The organism is Oscillochloris sp. ZM17-4 (assembly GCF_019599295.1).
GTDB lineage: Bacteria > Chloroflexota > Chloroflexia > Chloroflexales > Chloroflexaceae > Oscillochloris.
This window is the reverse complement of sequence record NZ_JAIEWN010000029.1, coordinates 51,824-72,266: the sequence shown is the minus strand read 5'-3', so window position 1 is coordinate 72,266 and position 20,443 is coordinate 51,824. Positions and strand designations below refer to the sequence as shown.

Genomic DNA, 20,443 nt, shown 5'->3' with positions numbered 1-20,443 from the left:
CGGGTCAACGTCACCCCCGAGACCTGCATCGGCCCGCGCTGCACCCACTTCCGCGAGTGCTACTTCTTCCAGGCCCGCCGCAGGGCCGAGGCCGCCCATATCGTCGTGGTCAACCACGCCCTGCTGATCGCCGACCTCTCGGCCCAGTCAAACGTGCTGCCGGCCTACGAGCACCTGATCGTCGACGAGGCCCACAACCTTGAGGATGTCGCCACCGACCAGCTCAGCTTCGCGGTCGACCAGGCCGCCCTGATCACGTTCCTCGACGACCTCTACTACGAGGGCGGCGCCCAGGCGGTGAGCGGCCTGCTCTCTGAGCTGCCGAAGTATCTCAGCGAGAGCTCCGCCGAGCCGGCCGAGCGCGAGAAGATCGCCCAAATCGCCGGCCAGATCCAGCCCTCCCTCGTCCGCGCCCGCGCCACCATCTACGAGTGCTTCAACCAGCTCGCTGGCTTCGTCGCCGGCGCGACGGAGTCCAACCAGTACGACACGCGCCTGCGGCTCACCCCAGAGGTGCGCAGGAAGCCGGCCTGGCAGGCCATCCAGGCCGGCTGGCAGAACCTGATCGACGGGCTCTCCACGATCGGCGACGGGCTGGGCAAGATCGACGCCATGCTGCGCGATATGGAGGGCGACGGCATCCCCGGCTACGACGAGCTGATGCTGCGGGTCAGCTTCCTCAACCGCTTCGCCCTGGAGGCCCGCGTGCAGACGGGCCACATCATCTTCGGCAACGAGGAGAGCATCTGCTGGCTCAACCACGACCGCCTGCGCGACACGCTCAGCCTGCTGGCCGCGCCGCTCAGCGTGGCCGAGATCCTCGCGGCCCAGCTCTTCGCCCAGAAGCAGACGGCGGTGCTCGCCTCGGCCACCCTGACGATCGAGGGCCGCTTCGACTTTGTGCGCGATCGGCTTGGCCTGCCCGAGCCCGAGGAGCTGATGCTCGAGAGCCCCTTCGACTACGAGCGCCAGGCCCTCGTCTTCATCCCTAGCGACATCCCCGAGCCGAACCAGCGCGGCTACCAGCAGGCCGTCGAGCAGGCCCTGGTCGAGCTGTGCGGCGCCACCGGCGGGCGCACCCTGGCCCTCTTCACCGCCAACAGCGCCCTCAAGCAGACCTACGCGGCCATCCAGGAGCCGCTTGAGGAGCTGGAGATCGCCGTGCTCGGCCAGAACATCGACGGCTCGCGCCGCTCGCTGCTCGACCGCTTCAAGGAGTTCCCGCGCACGGTGCTGCTCGGCACCAGCAGCTTCTGGGAGGGCGTGGATGTCGTGGGCGACGCGCTCTCGGTGCTGGTGATCGCCAAGCTGCCCTTCGCCGTGCCCACCGACCCGATCTACGCCGCGCGCAGCGAGCGCTTCGACGACCCCTTCGGCGAGTACAGCGTCCCGCTGAGCATCCTCAAGTTCAAGCAGGGCTTCGGCCGGCTCATCCGCTCCCGCGAGGACCGCGGCATCGTGGTGATCCTCGACAAGCGCCTGATCAGCAAGCGCTACGGCCAGCAGTTCCTGGCCTCGCTGCCCCACACCCGCGTGCGCACCGGCCCGCTCAAGCAGCTGCCGGCCCTCGCCGCCCGGTTTCTGGTGTAGATGTCACCTCACCCTCACCGTGTACAGTGTTGTGCTGGCAACAAAACCGGGGTTGCTTTGACCAACATGGCCAGCTTCGCTGGCCATGTTGGTCAAAGCAACCCCGGTTTTGAGAATGATGCGCTTACTTCTCGCCGCGAAACTTCGCCAGAACGTCGTCGACATTCAGGCCGGCCTGCTTCGCGAGCCGCATCTGCTCAAGCAGGCGCGACTCGGCGTCGGCGCGGCGGGCCGATGACTCGTTCGCCCGGCGCTTCTGATCCTCGGTCAGCTGACGATCAACCCACTGGTTCATCTGCTTCGTCTGCTGGTCGGCCCACTGGGTCGCCTGCTTCGCCTGCTGGTCGGCCCACTGCGACGCCTGCTTCGCCTGCTGATCGACCCAGTCGAACGTCTCCTTCCCCTGGACATCGGCCCGCTGAAGGGCCTGCTCCAAGAACAGCCCCGTCTCACGGAACAAGATTCCGAAGATCCCCGTCGTGCTGCCCTGCGGTCGCTCGCTCATTGGTGACTCCTTCCGCTCCATGTGACCTGGCTGCATCTTATTACGCTAGAGATAAAAAGTCAACGCGTTGTAGCCGCCGCTCGATGATTTCGCAGTCATTATCTTGCATAAAGATCGGCGAGATGCTATAATCGCCTGCATCGAATGCTTGCATATATGCAAGGGAATCACGACAGGCCGGTGAGGCGCTCGTCGCCCACCCGCGCAAGGAGCGCCGTATGGCAACGGCCAGCCCAACCAGCCCTCGGGTAGATCGCGCCGGCAGACATATTGTCCAGCTTGGCGGCCAGGCAGTCCACGTCTTCCGCTTCGCCGCCCCCGCCGATCTCGCCTACGAGTACTTCTGCGACGTCCCTGCCGTCTTCCAGCTGCTTCCCGACGCCCTCGACATCCAGCCCTATGGGCCCAACCGCTACCGTCTCGTCGTCGGCGCGACCGACGGCCACGGGCACACGATGGCCGCGATCTTCGACCTGCTGGCCATCCACGCGCCGGGCCAGTCGATCCGCGTCGTCCCCGACGACAGCGGCCCGCCGGCCAGGATCCCTGGCCTCGTCTTTAACGGCGCCCTCTCCGCTGAGGCGGTCTTCTTCCCCGAGCGCGACGGCACCGCCATCGAGTACACCGTCGATATCGCGATGGATATCCCTGTGCCGTCGGTGCTCCGCCTCATGCCCCAGCACTTTCTCCAGAACCTGGCCGAGCGCTCGATGGAGCATAAGATGACCCAGATGATCACGGGGTTCACCAACAACATCACCACCGACTTCCACGCCTGGGCCAGCGGCGAGTAGGACGTCTGGGGGAATACACAAGCGGGACCAGCGCCGGGTGGTGCCGACCTCGTTCACATCCTGGATCGCCGCCTTAAACGTCGCCGTCCCCACCGTCACCAGATCATTCTCGTCGATGCGCTGCTTCCCGCGCACGGGCGTGCCGTTGATAAAGACCAGCCCGCCCGCGTCGAGCGGCACAATAAACCAGCGGTCGAGCAGCACGCGGATCTCGGCGTGCCGCGGCAGCACCTGCCGGTCGTGCAGCACCACATCACAGCTGCCACTGCTGCCGATTATACTCAAACGGCCCGACACGATCGTCTGCAGGCCGGCCCGCGATCCGGAGATCCCGGTGAGCACAAGCGACTTGGCCATGGCGGCTCCCTTTCGATGCGGCGCTGTCTGATCAGGGGCAAAACCGGGCGAGCCGGTTAGATGCATGTTGTATCATGCGGCATCGCCCGCTGTCAATAGAAAATGAGTCATTTTTCTACGATGATAGAATCGCCATAACGCACCCGCTACGGATCAACCCTATGCCATCATCAGAGCACGTCCAGCGCGTCCGCATGTATCTGAGCCGCGACGACCAGTGGGAAGGCCGCCCCCGATACCTGGCGGTGCTGGATCGGCTGCGTAGCGCCGGGGCCACCGGCGCCACGGCGATCCAGGGGCTTGCCGGATTTGGCCCGGGCCATCGCATCAGCACCAGCCTGATCGAGCCGGCCAGCCAGCGCCAGCCTGTGGTGATCGAGTGGATCGACCGCGCCGACCGCGTGGCCCGCCTGCTGCCCCTGCTCGACGAGCTGCTGGAGCAGGCGATGGTCACCGTCGAGGATGTGCCGGTCTACCGCGCCGTGATGCGCGCCAGCGGCCCCTTCGCCGTCGACCGCACCGTCGGCGATACGATGCGAACCCCGGCCCCCTCTGTGCCCGTGAGCGCTAGCCTCGGCGAGGCCATCGCCCTGCTGATCGAGCGCCCGATCGCCGCCCTGCCCATCGTCGGCCCTGATGGCGCCCTCGTCGGCATGCTCTCCGAGCAGGAGCTCACCTGGCGCGTGGGCCTGCGCCTGCCCCCCGCGCTGATCCGCCTGCTCACCCCCGCTGAGCGCGACGCGATCCTCGCCCCCCTGATCGGCAGGGGCGTCCGCGAGGTGATGAGCGCCGAGCCGCGCAGCGTCTCCCTCAGCACCAGCCTGCCCCAGGCGCTCGTCACTATGGTCGAGTGGGGCTACGCCCAGATCCCGGTGATCGGCCGCGACGGCATCCTGGCCGGGATCATCGGTCAGGATGATGTGCTGCGCGCCGCCGTCGAGCAGGCTGAGCCGGCCGAGAGCGCCGTCAGCCCGGCCGAGCCGCCCGCCACCGTCGGCCTGGTGATGCAGACGATCGCGCCGCAGCTGGCCCTCGGCCGACCCCTCGCCCTCGCCCTCGCCCAGCTGCTGTCCGCGCCCTCCCGCCGCATCCTGATCACCGACGGCGTCGGCCACCTGCGCGGCACGATCGACCTCGCCGGCGCCCTCACCGCCCTCGCCGGTGAGGATCGCGCCGCGCTGCTCGCCGCCATCCAGCGCCCAGGGCCTGATGGGCACGCCCCTGTCAGCATCGGCGCCGGCCGCGCCCTCGACGCCCTTGTCGCGCCTGAGCCGCCCACCCTCAGGCCCGAGCTCCCGATTACCTACGCCGCACGCCACATCCTTGAGCTTGGCGTCGATAGCATGCCGGTCGTTGATGGGGATGGACGATTGTTGGGTATAATAGCGCGCGGCGGCCTGATCAGGGCCCTCCTACAACAGAGCGAGTAATGAGCCTCTGGGAAGCGGCCAGCTTCCCATAAGCTCCCAACACACCTATGCAAAAGTCCTTTATGATCACCGGCGGGGCCGGGTTCCTCGGCATCAACCTGGCGCGCTACCTGCTGGAGCAGGGCCATACGGTTCGTACCCTCGACATCGCCCCCTTCGACTACCCCGAGCGCGACCGGGTGGACGCCCACACCGGCGATATCCGCGACCGCGCCGCCGTCGACCGGGCCATGGAGGGCGTCGATGTGGTCATCCACACCGCCGCCGCCCTGCCCCTCTACACCCCCGCCGATATCTTCTCCACCGATATCGACGGCACCCGCAATGTGCTCCAGTCGGCCCTGGAGCATACGGTCGACCGCTTCATCCACGTCTCCTCCACGGCGGTCTACGGCATCCCCGACCACCACCCCCTGGTCGAGGATGATAAGCTCGACGGCGTCGGCCCCTACGGCGAGGCCAAGGTGCGCGCCGAGCAGATCTGCGCCAGCTACCGCGAGCAGGGCATGTGCGTCTCGATCGTGCGCCCCAAGTCCTTCATCGGCCCCGAGCGCCTCGGCATCTTCGCCCTGCTCTACGACTGGGCCAAGGACGGCAAGAACTTCCCGCTGCCCGGCAACGGCAAGAACCGCTACCAGCTGCTCGATGTCGAGGATCTCTGCGACGCCATCTACCGCTGCGCCACCCTGGATCGCGAGAAGGTCAACGACACCTTCAACATCGGCGCCAAAGAGTACACGACGATCAAAGAGGACTTCGGCGCCGTGCTGGAGTACGCCGGCAAGGGCAAGAAGATCATCAGCGTGCCGAGCGCGCCCATGGTGCTGGCCCTCTCGGTGCTCTCGGCGCTCAAGCTCTCCCCGGTCTACAAGTGGGCCTACGGCACCGTCACCGAGGACTCCTTCGTCTCGGTGGAGAAGGCCGAGCGCATCCTGGGCTTCGCGCCGAAGTACTCGAACAAGCAGTCGCTCATCCGCAACTACCAGTGGTACGTGGCCCACGAGGCCGACTTCAAGGGCGCCACCGGCGTCTCCCACCGCGTCCCCTGGAGCCAGGGCGTCCTCAAGATCATCAAGGTGTTCTTCTAGGGGACAGGGGACAGGGGACAGGGGACAGGGGACAGGGGCCGATGCCCCGGCTCACATAGACCTGGGTGCGCCCGACGTGGTGGAGGCCGATGGGGTAGCGCCACCCGTGGCGCGGCAGGACGAAGGAGCCCAGCCAGGGCAGGCGCATGTGGCCGCCGTGGGTGTGCCCCGAGAGCTGCAGGTCCACGCCGCGCTGGGCGGCCTCGTCGGCCATGTCGGGCATGTGGCAGAGCAGCACGGTGAAGCCGCCGGCGGGAGCCCCCTCCAGGGCCGCGGCCATATCCATCTCGCCGTCCCAGGCGTCATCCACGCCGGCGAGGGTGAACTCGGCGCCGCGCCAGCGCAGGCTGCGCCGGGCGTTGACCAGGAACTCGACGCCCAGCGGCCGCAGGGCCGCGGCGATCGCGGGCATGCCCTCCCAGTGATCGTGGTTGCCCGGCACCGCGTAGATGCCCAGCGGCGCCCGCAGCGGGGCGAGCAGGCCCGGCAGCTCGGCGATGTTGCGCGTGTAGCTGACCAGGTCGCCGGTGAGCGCCAGCAGGTCGGGCCCCTCATCGACCATCTGGGCCACCGCCCAGCGCGTGTTCTCGATGGCGAAGCGGTGCCCGAGGTGCAGGTCGCTCAGCTGCCCGATGCGCAGCCCGTCCAGCGCCGGCGGCAGGCCGGGGAAGCGCAGGCTGATCCGCTCCATGCGCGGCCGGCTCGGCTCGTATGATGTCGCGTAGGTCGCCCCGGCGACCCCCGCCGCCCCGATGGCCGCGGCGGCCCGCGGCCCGCCTCTCGCCACGGCCAGCGCGGCGAGCGCCGTCGCCCCGGCGCTCGCCCCCAGCCAGCGCGCCGAGTAGCGCACCCGGCCCGGCAGCGGGGCGAACGGGTTGTCGGGGCGCTTCGCGTCTTTATCCCCCGCCTTATGTGTGGTGCTCGCCATGATGCTGTGCTCCTCGTGGGATTGCCGATGGTCGATTATAGGTTGAGTGCTGTGGCCCATGCCCCCACCAGTATAGCCCCCCCACGTGACGAGGGGATGAACGGCAGGCGGCGCGGCGGGCTAAAACAGGCTCAGCTGCTCGGGCGGGGCGTCGGGCGGGGCCTCGGCGAGGGTGTCCCAGGGGAGCGGCGGGACGGCGCCGAGGGCCAGGAGGCGGCGCTGGATGGCCCGGCAGAGGGCGGGCGAGCGAGACTCGTCGGGGCAGTGCATGAAGCAGTAGACGGCGGTCCCCTCGGCGAGCCAGGCGGCGATGCGCGGCGCCCACTCGTCGAGCCAGGCATCGTTGCGGGCCGGGTCGGGGTGGCCGATGTAGCGGACCATGGCCATGCCGCCGCTGCGCAGGGGGTGCATGGGCACGTCGGGCTTGCGCTCGCGGGCGCCGTCGAGCAGCTCGCCCGCATCGTCGGCCTGGCGGATGGGCCGCACGTCCATGACCACCCGCCCAATGCCGAGTCGGCCAAGCAGCTCCATGGCCCGCTGCTCGTGGGCCGGGGCGTACCAGTCGGCGTGGCGCAGCTCGACGGCGAGGGGGTGCTCGCGGGGCCAGCCCTCCAGGAAGCGGGCAAGGTCGCCGCGCTGGGCCGGGCCGTAGCCGGGCGGCAGCTGGAGGAAGAAGGGGCCGAGGCGCTCGCCGAGCGGGGCCACCCGCTCGACGAAGGCGCGGGCGGCGGCGACCTGGGCCACAAGCGGGCCGGCGTGGCTCACCGCGCGCGGCAGCTTCAGGCAGAAGCGGAAGGTGTCGGGCGTCTCGGCGGCCCAGCGCGACACCACCTCGGGACTCGGCGTGGCGTAGAAGGTGGTGTTTCCCTCCACCGCCGTCAGCCGGCGCCCGTAGAGGCGCAGGAAGTCGGCGCTCCTGCTCCCGGCGGGGAACAGGTCGCCCACCCAGTCCTTGTAGGCCCAGACGGCGCACCCGAGGTAGAACTGCATACTGTTGAATGTTGAAGGTTGAATGTTGAATAGCGGCATTCGCCATTCAACATTCAACCTTCAACATTTTCTGCGCCAGGCCCGCCAGTAGACCAAGGTCTCGAAGGGGCCGACGACGAGGAAGGCGGCCCAGATCCCGGCCAGGCTGTGGAAGGAGGTGTTCATCAAGATAACGCCGAGGCCGACGGCCGACCAGATCGCGGCGGCGGTGATGACCAGGGGCGTGCGGGTGTCGCCGGTGCCGCGCAGCGCCCCGGCGTAGACGAAGGTGGCCGCCCAGAAGGGCTGGGTGAAGGCGACCACGCGGATGGCGGCGGCGCCGGTGGCGATCATGGCCGGGTCGGCGCTAAAGATCCGCACCAGGGACTCGGCGAAGATGAAGAAGAGCAGGCCGAGCCCGCCCATCCACATGATCGCCCAGCGCAGCGAGATGCTGATCACGGCGCGGGCCTCGTCGGGGCGGCGTGCGCCGATGGCCTGGCCGACCAGGGCGGTGGCGGCGAGGCCGAAGCCGAGGCCGGGCAGGAAGGAGAGCGAGAGGATGTTGATCACCACGCGCTGGGCGGCCAGCGAGACGGTGCCGAGGGTGGCGACGATCGGGGTGAGGGTGGCGAATGCGCCGATCACCAGCACCTCCTCCAGGGCCGCCGGCACGCCGACCTTGAGGATGCCGCGGAACACGCCGAGGCTGGGCCGCCAGCTGCCGCCGCCGCCGGCGCGCACATCGTTGCGGCCGCGCAGCAGCACGGCCACCAGGATGCACATACCCTGCCATGCCCATCGCATCGGTTGACACGCCGCGACTGGCCTGCTATACTCCGCGCAACTTCAGAGCAGCGACGTTGAGCAGGACGAGTACGCGCAACACGGTGCCCAGCGAGCCGGCAGATGGTGAAAGGCCGGCGCACACGGCGGCGCGGAATGGCCCTGGGAGTCGCAGGACGAACAGAATTTTTAATGTTGAATGTTGAATGTTGAATTGTCCGACAATTCAACATTCAGCATTCAATATTCAACATTCATAAGTAGTCTTCGCCGGAGACGCCGCCGTTATCAGGGCGATGGGTATGGAGCGGCACCGCCGACAGTACCCGCAAAGTGCGCCGCGCCCGAGAGGGCCGGCGAACGAGAGTGGCACCACGAGTTTTTCTCGCCTCTCGACCCAGCTCGGGTCGGGGGGTTTTTTGTTGTTGTGACGCGCGTAGGGACAGAGCGTGCTGCGTCCCTACTCAAGGAGAATCTCCAATGCCAGACATGATCAAGTACGTGCTCAGCGAAGACCGCATGCCCACCAGCTGGTACAACATCGCCGCCGACCTGCCGACGCCGCTGGCCCCTGCGCTGCACCCCGGCACCGGCCAGCCCCTCGGCCCGGCCGACCTCGCGCCGCTCTTCCCCATGGCCCTGATCATGCAGGAGGTCAGCGCCGAGCGCTCGATCGATATCCCCGAGGAGGTCCAGCAGATCTACCGGCAGTGGCGGCCATCCCCGCTCTACCGCGCCCGCCGCCTGGAGGCCGCCCTCGACACGCCGGCGAAGATCTACTACAAGTACGAGGGCGTCAGCCCGGCCGGCAGCCACAAGCCGAACACCGCTATCGCCCAGGCGTACTACAATAAGCAGGAGGGCGTCAAGCGCCTCGTCACCGAGACCGGTGCCGGCCAGTGGGGCTCCTCGCTGGCATTCGCCGGCGCCCTCTTCGGCCTTGAGGTCAAGGTCTACATGGTCAAGGTGAGCTACCACCAGAAGCCCTACCGCCGCGCGCTCATGGAGGTCTACGGCGCGAGCGTGGTGGCCAGCCCCAGCGCCGAGACGGCCTGCGGCCGCGCGATCCTGGCCGAGCACCCCGACAGCACCGGCAGCCTCGGCATCGCGATCTCCGAGGCGGTCGAGATGGCCGTCCAGCGCGAGGACACCAAGTACGCCCTCGGCAGCGTGCTCAACCACGTCATGCTGCACCAGACGGTGATCGGCCAGGAGGCCATGTCCCAGATGGAGATGGCCGGCGACTACCCGGATGTTCTTATCGGCTGCACCGGCGGCGGCTCGAACTTCGCCGGGCTCACCTTCCCCTTCATCGGCGCGAAGCTGCGCGGCGAGCGCGACGTGCGGGTGCTGGCGGTCGAGCCGTCCGCCTGCCCCTCGATCACCAAGGGCAAGTTCGCCTACGACTACGGCGACACCGCCCACCTCGCGCCGATCACCAAGATGCACACCCTGGGCAGCACCTTCGTGCCCTCGGGCATCCACGCCGGCGGCCTGCGCTACCACGGCATGGGGCCGCTGGTCAGCCACCTGGCCGACCTGGGCACGATCGAGGCGACGGCCATCCAGCAGCTTGAGACCTTCGCGGCCGGGATCCAGTTCGCCCGCACCGAGGGTATCCTGCCCGCCCCCGAGGCCAACCACGCGGTGGCGGCGACCATCCGCGAGGCGCTGCGCTGCAAGGAGGAGGGCAGGAGCGAGACGCTCCTGTTCAACCTCAGCGGCCACGGCCACTTCGATATGACAGCGTACCAGGACTTTATGTCAGGGCGACTTCAGGATTTCGAATATTCGGCTGAGGAAGTAGCTATGGCCCTGGCGGGGCTGCCCTCGGTCGGATAATCCCGAGTGTTGAGTGTTGAGTGTTGAGTGTCCGAACGCTCAACACTCAACACTCAACACTAAAAACTAACTTGCACCTGAACAATTGGCCCATTGGCCTTTATAACCACATACCGGCTCAGCCCGACCGTCTCGATGACCGGGGCGACGGTCTGGCCGTTGAGGGTGACTCGCGTCACCTGGCGGGCGGCGGCGGGCAGCAGGATGCGCAGGGTGCTGCCGTCGCCGCTGCCGGTGGCCTCGACCGTGATCGACTGTGGGCCGCCCTTCTTGAGGGCCGGCGCGTAGTGCCAGCGGTAGGCCGCGTAGCCGCCGGTGCTCGCGTAGCGCGCCACCACATAGGCGTCGCCCACCTTGTCGCGCGGGGCGGCCGGCCAGCGCGGGCTGATCGTCGCCCCGCTGAAGTTGACCCCGCTGTCCTCGACGCCGGCCGCGCCCTCGACCAGGGCGCCGAGCATGGCGCTGGAGCCCCAGCCGTCGGTGCCCAGGAACTCGTTGACCGGGGCGAAGCCGCCGGTGGGGTAGTACCAGAGGTAGCTGGCCCCGGTGCGGCTGATCAGGTCGGCGTAGCGCTCAAGGATGTCGAAGCCGTACTCCTCGTAGCCGTAGCGGAAGGCCCCGCGCGAGAGCTCGCCGCCGACCAGCGGCATCACCCCGCCGTTGACGTACTCGCCGGGGCGCTCGCCCAGCCGGCCGTTCAGCCCGAACGCGCCGGGCGGGAAGGGCGGGTCGATGCTCCACCACTCGGCGAAGGCGACCCGGCCCCTGGCCTGGAGCCGGCGCAGGTACTCGCCGACGATCATGCGGCCCTGCTCCACCGTCAGCACGCCGCGGTTGAGCGCCAGGGCGTTGGAGAGGCTGAGCTGGGTGGCCTCATCGACGCCGGGGACATCGTAGGGCACGAGCTTGACGTGGTGGGTGTAGAAGCTGCCGTTCCAGCTCAGGGCGTTCAGCCGAGTCATAATGTCGTCGGCCAGCGCCCGCCGGCTGTAGGCGCTGTCCCAGAGCCCCGCCTGCTGCTCCATGGTCGAGAGCGAGCGCAGCGCCTCAGCCAGGCCTGTGTTGTCGCCGTGGAAGATGCCCCACTTGGTCTGGCCGTCGATCCAGTGGCGCGGGGCCGGGTTGCCAGTGCGCGGGTCGCTGGTGGTCGGGCCGTACTCGAAGTCCCATGTGTCGATCGTGAAGGGCCGCTTCACCAGGCCCAGGTAGGGCTCCCAGCGTTCTGGGCTGGTCAGCGTATACGCAATCGCCTTCTGGGCCGAGGGCAGCATCCCCAGCATCCAGGCTGTGTCGCCAGTGGTCTGCCAGGTCTCATAGATCAGCTGGACATAGAGGAACTCCACGTCGGCCTCGACCGGGGTGCGGAAGGCCGGGATGCCCCACTCGGGGCGGGCCAGGAAGTCGGGCAGGCTGCCGTCGGGCAGCTGGGCGCGGGCGAAGGCCTCGGGCAGGCTGCGCAGGTCCTGCTCGAAGTAGCGGAAGGCCCGGTTCTGGTAGTAGTGGTCGCGCAGCCAGAGCAGCGGGCTGTCGGGAGAGCGGTAGCCGGCGACCTGGGCGCCGTCGAGGCTGTAGCTCAGGCGGTCGCTGGCCATAAAGCCGCGGACCTTGTCGTAGAGCGTGTCGAAGGCGGGGGCGCCGGTCTGCACCGTGGTGTCGGCGTCGAGGGTGTAGATCGTGCCGGCGTAGACCTGGGCGCCGTTGACGAAGAGCGCGCCCCAGTGCTGGCCGAGGGCGCCGCGCGGCAGCACCTGGACGGCACCGTAGCCGCCGCTCAGCGTAAGCTCGAAGGCGCCGGCCGTGCGGCCGGCCGGGTCGAAGATCAGCAGCTGGGCCGGGCCAGTGTAGCCCTGCACATTCACATAGATCAGGGCCGGCGTCAGCGGCGACACCACCGGGCGCTCGCTGGTGAATGAGGCAATGGTCTGGGCGCGGGCCGGGGCGTTCGGGATGAGCGTGATCAGCAGGAGCACGGCCAGGGCCAGCAGGATGCGACGAGGCATAATACGTTATGTAATAAAATATATTCTGGCGAGATAAGATGGCCCGAGTATACCATTACATGGCCCGTTCGGCGTACACCACAATCGCCGGGGTCGCCGGGGTCGCCGGGGAGCGCGCGCGCGTCTTCTCGGGCATCCAGCCCTCGGGGATGCTGCATATCGGCAACTACCTGGGCGCCATCCAGCAGTGGGTGGCCGGCCAGGGCCAGAAGACCAACTTCATCTGCCTCGTCGACCTGCACGCGATCACCGTGCCGCAGGAGCCCGCCGACCTGCGCCGGCAGACCCGCGAGCTGGCGGCGCTGCTGATCGCCGCCGGGATCGACCCCGCGCAGACCACGCTCTTCGTCCAGAGCCACGTGCGCGCCCACGCCGAGGCCTGCTGGCTGCTGACCTGCCAGACGCCGCTGGGCTGGCTTGAGCGCATGACCCAGTACAAGGCGAAGGCCCAGCGGCAGGAGAGCGTGCTGGCCGGCCTGCTCAACTACCCGGTGCTGATGGCCGTCGATATCCTGCTCTACGACACCGACGAGGTGCCGGTGGGCGACGACCAGAAGCAGCACGTCGAGCTGACCCGCGACATCGCCCAGCGATTCAACGGGCTCTACGGCGAGACCTTCGTGGTGCCCAAGCCGGTCATCCGCGAGAGCGGCGCGCGGATCATGGCCCTCAACGACCCGACGTCGAAGATGAGCAAGAGCGACTTCACCCGCGGCCACGCCATCCGCGTGAACGACACGCCCGAGGAGATCCGCTGGGTGATCAAGCGCGCCGTCACCGACGCCTTTGGCAGCATCGGCTTCAGCGCCGACCCGGCCCGCGCCGGGGTGAACAACCTGCTCCAGATCTACGAGCTGTTCACCGGCCAGAGCCGCGCCGCGATCGAGGCCCACTTCGCCGGCAAGGGCTACGGCGCGCTGAAGGCCGACGTGGCCGAGGCGGTGATCGAGGGCCTGCGGCCCATCCGCGAGCGCTACGAGCGCCTGATCGGCGACCCAGCCGAGCTCGACCGCATCCTGGCCATCGGCGCCGCCCAGGCCCGCGCCGTGGCCGACCCTAAGCTGCGCGAGGTGATGGAGCGGATGGGGTTTGTGTTACCGGCGTGACGCATCGTAGGGGCGCAGCAGGCGCTGGTAGATGTGCCCGTTGGGCCGATGATCCGCAGCGCGACCGTTGGGGCGCAGCAGGCGCTGGTAGATGTGCCCGTTGGGCCGATGATCCGCAGCGCGACCGTTGGGGCGCAGCAGGCGCTGGTAGATGTGCCCGTTGCGCCGATGATCCGCAGCGCCTGCTGCGCCCTTACATCAGGAGATACCCATGTACTCACCGACCCTAGATGAGATGCGCGCCCTGCGCGCGCAGGGCAACCTCTGCCCGGTCTACCGCGAGATATTGGCCGACCTGGAGACGCCGGTGTCGGCCTACCTGAAGCTGGCCCAGGCTGGGCCGTCCTTCCTGCTGGAGAGCGTGACCGGCGGGCAGAATGTGGGCCGCTACTCCTTCATCGGCAGCGACCCCTACCAGATCCTGCGCATGCACGACGGGGTGGCCCAGGCGACCCAGGGCGGCTATAAGCAGACGCTGCAGTATGAGGACCCGCTGCTGGTGCTCGACAGCTACCTGAGCGCCTACCGCCCGGTGCGTATCCCCGGCCTACCGATCTTCGTCGGCGGCGCGGTGGGCTACCTGGCCTACGAGGCGGCCCGCTGCTTCGAGCGCCTGCCCATGCCCGCCGCCCGCGCCTACGACATGCCCGACAGCTGGTGGATGTTCGTGGACACTATCCTGGTCTTCGACCACGTGAAGCATAAGATCCTGGTGATCTCGCACGCCCACCTCGACGCCGAGGACCTGGCGGGCGAGTACCAGCGCGCGGTGGGCAAGATCGAGGCGGTGATCGCCCGGCTGATGCGCCCGCTGCCCCAGGCGTCGCCGGCCGTGGCCCGCAACTACGAGCCGCACAGCGTGACGCCGGCCCGCGAGCCGGTGCCGGTGGCTTCCAACCGCACCCGCGAGGAGTTCGAGCAGGCCGTGCTGGTGGCCAAAGAGTACGTCATGGCCGGCGATATCTTCCAGGTGCAGATCTCGCAGCGATTCAGCAAGCCCACCGCCGCCGACAGCTTCACGATCTACCGGGCGCTGCGCACGATCAACCCCTCGCCCTACATGTTCTACATCCGCACCGGCGAGGGCGACCTGGTGGGCGCCTCACCCGAGATGCTCGTCCAGGTGCAGGACGGCAACGTCGAGACGCGCCCGATCGCCGGGACGCGCTGGCGCGGCAAGGACACCGCCGAGGACGAGCGCCTGGCCGCCGAGCTGCTGGCCGACGAGAAGGAGCGCGCCGAGCACCTGATGCTAGTCGATCTGGGCCGCAACGATGTCGGCCGGATCAGCGAGCCGGGGAGCGTGGAGGTGCCGACCTTCATGGTGATCGAGAAGTACAGCCACGTCCAGCACATCGTCTCGGCGGTGACGGGCCGGCTGCGCGCCGACCTCAAGCCGCTGGACGCCCTGCGGGCCTGCTTCCCGGCCGGCACCGTCACCGGCGCGCCGAAGATCCGCGCCATGGAGGTAATCGCCGAGCTGGAGCAGCAGCAGCGCGGGGTCTACGCCGGGGCGGTGGGCCACGTGGGCTTCAACGGCGACCTGGACACCTGCATCGCCCTGCGCACCCTGATCGTCAAGGACGGGGTGGCCTACGCCCAGGCCGCCGCCGGGGTGGTGGCCGACAGCACCCCCGAGTACGAGTACGTCGAGAGCTGTAACAAGGCCGCCGCCTCGCTGCGGGCGATCGACGCGGCGGATGATCTGTAGCGGGAGTATGTGGGAGCGCTTCGCGCTCCCACATACTCATCAGTAGACCGCGTTGTTGCTGACACCATAGCGGGAGGGTTTCGACGAGGGCTTCGCCCTCGCTAAAACCCTCCCGCTCAATCTTGTCCTATCTTAACTCGTAATGAAATTGCCAATGCCTCAGATGTGAGCAAGTGAGCTTATAATCTTTAGGGATTCTTGAGATGTGCCTGCATTGCCGAGTAAGCTGACATCTGTGAATAATATGTTAAACTCAGGCTCTTATCAAGGGCACGCTCAGGTGCGGACTCTCCTGCTCGCCGGCATGGCGCTCGCCCTGGCTGCATGCGGCGCGCGTGATCTGCGCGGCTCGCCCGCCCCGGCGCCCTCGCCATCAGCCCTGTTGGGGGCGGCCCCGCCCACCCCGACAGCGACAGCCAAGGCTACTGCGCCCCCCGCCCCCACTGCTATCCCCGCTCCAAGCGCGACTCTCGCCCCTACCGCTGCCCTTGCGCCTGCCCCGACCGTCGCCGCGTCGCCCACAAGCCTCCCTGCGCCCGGCGAGGTGCTCGTCACGCTCCCGCCCGCGGCACCGGAGGTCACGCTCACGGTCGGCCAGGTTATCCGGCTGATCCCGCCCCAGGATGCGGCCGGGTGGAATATCAGCTACAGCGGCGATATCTTGGCCATGCTCACCGCTGCCGATCGGCTCGATCGCCCCGGCGACACGGGCTGGCAGCTCCGGGCGATGCGCCCCGGCCAGACTGACGTGATGGTGACCAGCCGGCCGGAGCCTTGTTCGACCAATCAGCCCTGCTCACCACCCGTGATGCAGTTTACCCTTAGTGTCATTGTGCGGACCTGACGCCTCAGGTCGGCACGTTAGGGGGAAGTATGCGCTGGCTCATGTCACTCCAAGCTCGGCTTCGCGGGGGTGCGGTTGTTGTGGCGACGCTGATCGTCGTCGTCGGGGGCGGCCTGCTTTTTGTACGTGGCCGCGCGACGGGCGAGCTCTGCGATCGGCCGGGGCTGAGCCTCGCCGAGATCGCCGCCCACCGCCAGATCAGCGTCGAGATGGCGGAGCAGCTGGGCAGGCTGCGCAGCCTCAGCCCGGCGGCGATCTGTGTCATGCCGCAGGACAAGCTCGACCGGGCGATCTTCCGGGTGGGTAGCCCCATGCCCGATAAGCCCGACGAGGCGCTCGCCTGGCGCAACCTGGCCCTGCGCAGCGAGGATGGCAGCATCAAGCCCGACGGCATCGGCCTGGCGCTTGAGCACGTCGCCCAGATGCGCGCCGCCGACCCGAGCGGTCCGCCGGCGGCCGGGATCGCCCAGGACCAGTGGAAGTGGCTCGGGCCGGGCAATATCGGCGGGCGCATCCGCGCGCTGGTCATCCACCCCACCCAGACGAGCCGCATGTGGGCCGGCAGCGTCTCCGGCGGCATCTGGTACAGCAGCAACGGCGGCACGCGCTGGGATCCGGTGGACGACTTTATGAGCAACCTGGCCGTCTCGACCATGGTGATGGACCCCACCAACTCCGATGTGATGTACGCCGGCACCGGCGAGGGCTTCTATAACATCGATGGCATCCAGGGCGCCGGCATCTTTAAGAGCAGCGATGGCGGGGTGAGCTGGAGCCAGCTGAGCGCCACTGCGAACAGCAACTTTGTCTATGTCAACCGCCTGGATATTTCCAATGACGGCGCGACCCTGCTGGCCGCGACGCGAACCGGGATCTACCGCTCGACGGATGGCGGCAGTTCCTGGACCCAGGTGTGGTCCACCCAGACTCTTGATGTTAACTTTAACCCAAATGACCCAACCTATGCCGTAGCAGGCGGGCGCTATGGCGATGCCTGGTACTCGACGAATGGCGGGGTGAGCTGGACAGCGGCGAGTGGGATACCGCTTAGCACTAGCACCTCCCGCCGGGTCGAGGTCGCCTATGCGCCGAGTGTCGCCGCCCCTGGCACGATCTATGCCTCGGTCGATATCAACAGCGGCGAGATCTGGAAGAGCACCGACGGCGGGCAGAGCTATAGCCTGGTGAGCACGGGCTATAGCTACCTGGGCGGACAGGGCTGGTACGACAACATCATCTGGGTGGCGCCAGACAACCCCAACACCCTGATCGTCGGCGGGATCGACCTCTGGCGCAGCACGAATGGCGGCGCGAGCCTCACCCAGGTCAGCTCCTGGCAGTACTCGCCCTCCTCAGCGCACGCCGACCAGCACGCAATTGTGGCCGACCCCGGCTATAACGGCACAACCAACCGCACGGTCTACTTCGGCAATGATGGCGGCATCTATAAGGCTGTTAATATCAGCACCCTCGGCGGCGACTATCCCTATAACACCACCGGCTGGCAGGAGCTGAACAACAACCTGGGGATCACCCAGTTCTACGGGGCGGCCGGCAACGCCAGCACGGGCGTGATTATCGGCGGCGCCCAGGATAACGGCACCCTGGCCTATCACGGCGATAGCGAGGGCTGGGTCAAGGTCTATGGCGGCGACGGCGGCTTCTCGGCCGCCGACCCCAATGACTCGAACTACTTCTACGGCGAGTATGTCTACGCAAATATCCACCGCACCTCGACCGGCGCCACTGTCAACTCGGCCGCGTATATCTCTGGCCAGTACTGGACGGGGAGCGCCTATGCATGGAAGCCGGCCCCCTACACGATCACTGACGCCGCGAACAGCGCTGCCAACTTCATCGCGCCCTTCATTCTCGACCCGAACGACTCCAACCGCATGCTGGTCGGCGGCCTCTCGCTCTGGCGCACGAACAATGTCAAGGCGCCCAACACCAACTCCACCGGACCGCAGTGGGCGGCGATCAAGCCGAGCGTCGGCAGCAACATCAGCGCGATCGCGGTCGCCCCGGGCAACTCGGATATCATCTGGGTCGGCCATAACAACGGCAATGTCTATCAGACGACCAACGGCACGGCGGCGTCGCCGACCTGGACGCAGGTAGACACCAACGGCGTCGGCCTGCCGAACCGCTACGCGAACCGGATCGCCATCGACCCGAACAACAGCGCGATCGTCTACGTGACCTTCGGCGGCTTTAGCGCCGATAACGTCTACCGCACCGCCGACGGCGGCGCAACCTGGGCCGACCGCACCGGCGCCGGGGCGACCGGGCTGCCCAACGCCCCAGTGCGCTCGCTGGTGATCAGCCCGCTCGACAGCAGCCGGATCTACGTCGGCAGCGAGGTGGGCATCTTCGCCAGCGAGGACGCCGGGGCCACCTGGAGCCTGCCCCACGATGGGCCGTCGAATGTCTCGGTCGATGAGCTGTTCTGGGTGGGCAACACGCTGACGGCGGCGACCCACGGGCGCGGCGTGTACCAGGCGCTGGCGAACGCCGCGCTCTCGACCGGTAGCGTTGGCTTCAGCACCCTGCGGGTCGGCAGCACCAGCGCGGCGCAGCAGGTGACATTCACCAACAGCGGCGCCGCCGACCTGCATATCAGCGACATTGCGGCGGACGGGGACTTTGCCCAATCCAACGACTGTGGGGCCACGCTGGTGCCGGCGGCGAGCTGCACCATCGATGTGACCTTCACGCCGACGGCGACGGGTAGCCGCAGCGGCACGCTGACGATCACCAATGATGCGGCCGGCAGCCCGCACAGCGTGGGCCTGAGCGGGGCGGGAATCGCCCCGGCGGTCAGCCTGTCGGAGGGCAGCCTGAGCTTCGGCAGCGTGCGGGTCGGCACAACGACCGCAGCGCAGCAGGTGACGCTGACCAATAGCGGGAGCGACACGCTGGCGATCAGCGGCATCGTGGCGAGCGGCGACTTCGCGCGAACGAGCACCTGTGGGGCCACCCTGGCGGCGGGGGCGAGCTGCACGATCAGCGTGACCTTCACCCCGACGACGACGGGCAGCCGCAGCAGCGCGCTGACGATCACCAACGATGCGACCGGCAGCCCGCAGAGCGTGACCCTGGGCGGCACCGGTATCGCCCCAGCGGTGATCATATCGGGCAGTAGCCTGAGCTTCGGCGGCGTGCGGGTCGGCAGCATCAGCACCAAGCAGGTGACGCTGACCAACAGCGGGAGTGACACGCTGGGCATCAGCGGCATTGTGGCGAGCGGCGACTTTGCGCACGCAACCACCTGTGGGGCCACCCTGGCGGCGGGGGCGAGCTGCACGATCAGCGTGACCTTCACCCCGACGACGGCGGGCAGCCGCAGCGGCGCGCTGACGATCAGCCACGATGCGGAAGGCAACCCGCACAGCGTGGGCCTGAGCGGCAGCGGCGAGCTACCTTCATTCGACGTCTACATACCACTGCTGATCCGCTAGCGATCATGGGGCATGACACTGGAAAGCAGAAGGGGCGGCTCACAAGCCGCCCCTTCTGCTTTCTACAATCTGCCAAGCCAGGGCAGCAGCGCGTCGCAGAAGAGCTCGGGTGTCTCATCGAAGGGGCAGTGGCCGGTGGATGGCAGGATGGCTAACTCGGCCTGCGGCAGCACGCGCCCCTTGATCGCCTCGGCGTCCGACGGCGGGATGGAGCGATCCTCGGCGCCCCAGATTAGCAGCGACGGCGCGGTGATCTCGCCCGCCTTGGCGTCGATGATCAGCCCCTGGAAGTTGCGGCTGACCGCCAAGTATGAGGCCGCCCCGTACCTGCGCAGCGGCGCGCTGAAGGTCTCGACCAGCTCATCCGTGACCCGCTCCTTGTGGTGGTAGGCCGAGAGCAGCCCCTGGCGCACGCTCCAATCGACGCTCAGCGGGTTGGTGAAGAGCCCGGCCACCGCCTCGCCGAGCAGCGGCGCGCCGATCGCCGACATCATCATCATGTCGAACTGGCTGGGCGGGCGCTCCGAGACCTGCATGCCTGAGCTGTTCACCAGGACGAGGCCGCGGGTCAGCTCGGGGTAGCGCCGGGCCACCTCGACGGCGACCACGCCGCCCATCGAGTGGCCGACGATCACCGCCGGCCCGCCGACCACCTCGCGGATGAAGTCGGCCACCTGCTTGGCCCAGCGCTCCCTGGTGGGCGTGCCCCTCGGGCGGGCCGACTGGCCGAAGCCGTAGAGGTCGAGCGCGTAGAAGGTGTGCTCGCGCGCCACCGGGCGGATGATCCGCCGCCAGTGGTCGATCATGGCGGCGTAGCCGTGGATGAATACGACCGGCAGCCCGTGCTGCGGCTGCGAGGCCCAGTAGCGGGTCTTGCCATGCTCGCCTGAGAGAAAGCTCTCGCTCACGCTGTAGCGCTGCTCGGTCATGGTATCGGAAATAGCTGTTGCCATTGTGGTGCCCTTGGTTGATCGGGTGTTCGTCTCGTCGCATCTATAGCGTACCACATTTGTCATGGATATGCACGGTATT

At 68.0% G+C, this 20,443-nt stretch carries 15 protein-coding genes and 1 pseudogene; 9 read left to right on the top strand and 7 right to left on the bottom strand.

Features of this window, described 5'->3' with window-relative positions; genetic code table 11:
* On the top strand, positions 1 to 1,590 hold a 1,590-nt coding region (locus K2Z83_RS19045), incomplete at its 5' end, for an ATP-dependent DNA helicase (RefSeq protein WP_305082512.1).
* Between the two features lie 124 nt (positions 1,591 to 1,714).
* On the opposite strand, the gene K2Z83_RS19040 is transcribed toward K2Z83_RS19045, so the two are convergent.
* Positions 1,715 to 2,095 (bottom strand): hypothetical protein, encoded by a 381-nt coding sequence (locus K2Z83_RS19040; protein WP_220596773.1) that lies wholly within the window; start codon positions 2,093 to 2,095, stop codon positions 1,715 to 1,717.
* A 218-nt stretch (positions 2,096 to 2,313) separates the two neighbouring features.
* Between K2Z83_RS19040 and K2Z83_RS19035 the strand changes: the two genes are divergently transcribed.
* A complete protein-coding gene (locus K2Z83_RS19035) occupies positions 2,314 to 2,889 on the top strand; it encodes a DUF1997 domain-containing protein (protein WP_220596772.1) in 576 nt (191 codons plus the stop codon).
* An 84-nt stretch (positions 2,890 to 2,973) separates the two neighbouring features.
* Here K2Z83_RS19035 and K2Z83_RS19030 read toward each other — a convergent pair.
* A pseudogene (locus K2Z83_RS19030) lies at positions 2,974 to 3,246 on the bottom strand (FHA domain-containing protein); the annotation flags it as partial.
* Positions 3,247 to 3,407: 161 nt separating this feature from the next.
* Between K2Z83_RS19030 and K2Z83_RS19025 the strand changes: the two are divergent.
* Together K2Z83_RS19025 and K2Z83_RS19020 are read left to right on the top strand one after the other, a co-directional pair.
* Complete coding sequence (locus K2Z83_RS19025) at positions 3,408 to 4,676, top strand: DUF190 domain-containing protein (RefSeq protein WP_220596771.1); 1,269 nt, start codon at positions 3,408 to 3,410, stop codon at positions 4,674 to 4,676.
* 47 nt (positions 4,677 to 4,723) lie between these two features.
* A complete protein-coding gene (locus tag K2Z83_RS19020) occupies positions 4,724 to 5,764 on the top strand; it encodes an NAD(P)-dependent oxidoreductase (RefSeq protein WP_220596770.1) in 1,041 nt (346 codons plus the stop codon).
* Here the strand turns inward: K2Z83_RS19020 and K2Z83_RS19015 are convergent.
* From K2Z83_RS19015 to K2Z83_RS19005, 3 genes are all read right to left on the bottom strand, one after another.
* The gene (locus K2Z83_RS19015; RefSeq protein ID WP_220596769.1) at positions 5,748 to 6,692 is read right to left on the bottom strand and encodes a metallophosphoesterase; all 945 of its coding nucleotides are present in this window, start codon (positions 6,690 to 6,692) and stop codon (positions 5,748 to 5,750) included. The genes K2Z83_RS19020 and K2Z83_RS19015 overlap by 17 nt on opposite strands.
* A 120-nt stretch (positions 6,693 to 6,812) precedes the next feature.
* On the bottom strand, positions 6,813 to 7,721 hold the full coding sequence (locus tag K2Z83_RS19010) for a DUF72 domain-containing protein (RefSeq protein WP_255604258.1): 909 nt from the start codon (positions 7,719 to 7,721) through the stop codon (positions 6,813 to 6,815).
* A gap of 21 nt (positions 7,722 to 7,742) precedes the next feature.
* Entirely contained in the window at positions 7,743 to 8,447 is a 705-nt protein-coding gene (locus tag K2Z83_RS19005) for an MATE family efflux transporter (RefSeq protein WP_255604257.1), read from the bottom strand.
* Between the two features lie 480 nt (positions 8,448 to 8,927).
* Between K2Z83_RS19005 and K2Z83_RS19000 the strand changes: the two genes are divergently transcribed.
* Positions 8,928 to 10,289, top strand: coding sequence for a TrpB-like pyridoxal phosphate-dependent enzyme (locus tag K2Z83_RS19000; RefSeq protein WP_220596767.1), 1,362 nt, complete (start codon positions 8,928 to 8,930; stop codon positions 10,287 to 10,289).
* Positions 10,290 to 10,348: 59 nt separating this feature from the next.
* Here K2Z83_RS19000 and K2Z83_RS18995 read toward each other — a convergent pair whose 3' ends face one another.
* Positions 10,349 to 12,289, bottom strand: coding sequence for a hypothetical protein (locus K2Z83_RS18995; protein WP_220596766.1), 1,941 nt, complete (start codon positions 12,287 to 12,289; stop codon positions 10,349 to 10,351).
* A gap of 59 nt (positions 12,290 to 12,348) precedes the next feature.
* Here K2Z83_RS18995 and trpS point away from each other — a divergent pair, with 59 nt between their 5' ends.
* The 4 genes from trpS to K2Z83_RS18975 all read left to right on the top strand — a co-directional run bounded on the left by trpS (position 12,349) and on the right by K2Z83_RS18975 (position 19,411).
* Entirely contained in the window at positions 12,349 to 13,395 is a 1,047-nt protein-coding gene (gene trpS / locus K2Z83_RS18990; RefSeq protein ID WP_220596765.1) for a tryptophan--tRNA ligase, read from the top strand.
* A gap of 211 nt (positions 13,396 to 13,606) precedes the next feature.
* Positions 13,607 to 15,106, top strand: a complete 1,500-nt coding sequence (gene trpE / locus K2Z83_RS18985) for an anthranilate synthase component I (RefSeq protein WP_220596764.1) — start codon at positions 13,607 to 13,609, stop codon at positions 15,104 to 15,106.
* Positions 15,107 to 15,650: 544 nt separating this feature from the next.
* The gene (locus K2Z83_RS18980; protein WP_220596763.1) at positions 15,651 to 15,950 is read left to right on the top strand and encodes a hypothetical protein; all 300 of its coding nucleotides are present in this window, start codon (positions 15,651 to 15,653) and stop codon (positions 15,948 to 15,950) included.
* Positions 15,951 to 16,030: 80 nt separating this feature from the next.
* Entirely contained in the window at positions 16,031 to 19,411 is a 3,381-nt protein-coding gene (locus K2Z83_RS18975) for a choice-of-anchor D domain-containing protein (RefSeq protein WP_220596762.1), read from the top strand.
* A gap of 62 nt (positions 19,412 to 19,473) precedes the next feature.
* Here the strand turns inward: K2Z83_RS18975 and K2Z83_RS18970 are convergent, their stop codons facing one another.
* Positions 19,474 to 20,364: an alpha/beta fold hydrolase gene (locus K2Z83_RS18970; RefSeq protein ID WP_220596761.1), complete on the bottom strand. Its 891-nt coding sequence runs from the start codon at positions 20,362 to 20,364 to the stop codon at positions 19,474 to 19,476.
* Positions 20,365 to 20,443 lie beyond the last annotated feature (79 nt).

What these genes read in the sequence shown, in the direction of transcription:
- K2Z83_RS19015 (WP_220596769.1), bottom strand. Translation starts at nt 6,692, where the DNA reads ATGGCGAGCACCACACATAAGGCGGGGGATAAAGACGCGAAGCGCCCC.
- trpE (WP_220596764.1), top strand. Translation starts at nt 13,607, where the DNA reads ATGTACTCACCGACCCTAGATGAGATGCGCGCCCTGCGCGCGCAGGGC.
- trpS (WP_220596765.1), top strand. Translation starts at nt 12,349, where the DNA reads ATGGCCCGTTCGGCGTACACCACAATCGCCGGGGTCGCCGGGGTCGCC.
- K2Z83_RS18995 (WP_220596766.1), bottom strand. Translation starts at nt 12,289, where the DNA reads ATGCCTCGTCGCATCCTGCTGGCCCTGGCCGTGCTCCTGCTGATCACG.
- K2Z83_RS19020 (WP_220596770.1), top strand. Translation starts at nt 4,724, where the DNA reads ATGCAAAAGTCCTTTATGATCACCGGCGGGGCCGGGTTCCTCGGCATC.
- K2Z83_RS18970 (WP_220596761.1), bottom strand. Translation starts at nt 20,364, where the DNA reads ATGGCAACAGCTATTTCCGATACCATGACCGAGCAGCGCTACAGCGTG.
- K2Z83_RS19040 (WP_220596773.1), bottom strand. Translation starts at nt 2,095, where the DNA reads ATGAGCGAGCGACCGCAGGGCAGCACGACGGGGATCTTCGGAATCTTG.
- K2Z83_RS19035 (WP_220596772.1), top strand. Translation starts at nt 2,314, where the DNA reads ATGGCAACGGCCAGCCCAACCAGCCCTCGGGTAGATCGCGCCGGCAGA.
- K2Z83_RS19010 (WP_255604258.1), bottom strand. Translation starts at nt 7,721, where the DNA reads ATGCCGCTATTCAACATTCAACCTTCAACATTCAACAGTATGCAGTTC.
- K2Z83_RS19025 (WP_220596771.1), top strand. Translation starts at nt 3,408, where the DNA reads ATGCCATCATCAGAGCACGTCCAGCGCGTCCGCATGTATCTGAGCCGC.
- K2Z83_RS19000 (WP_220596767.1), top strand. Translation starts at nt 8,928, where the DNA reads ATGCCAGACATGATCAAGTACGTGCTCAGCGAAGACCGCATGCCCACC.
- K2Z83_RS19005 (WP_255604257.1), bottom strand. Translation starts at nt 8,447, where the DNA reads ATGTGCATCCTGGTGGCCGTGCTGCTGCGCGGCCGCAACGATGTGCGC.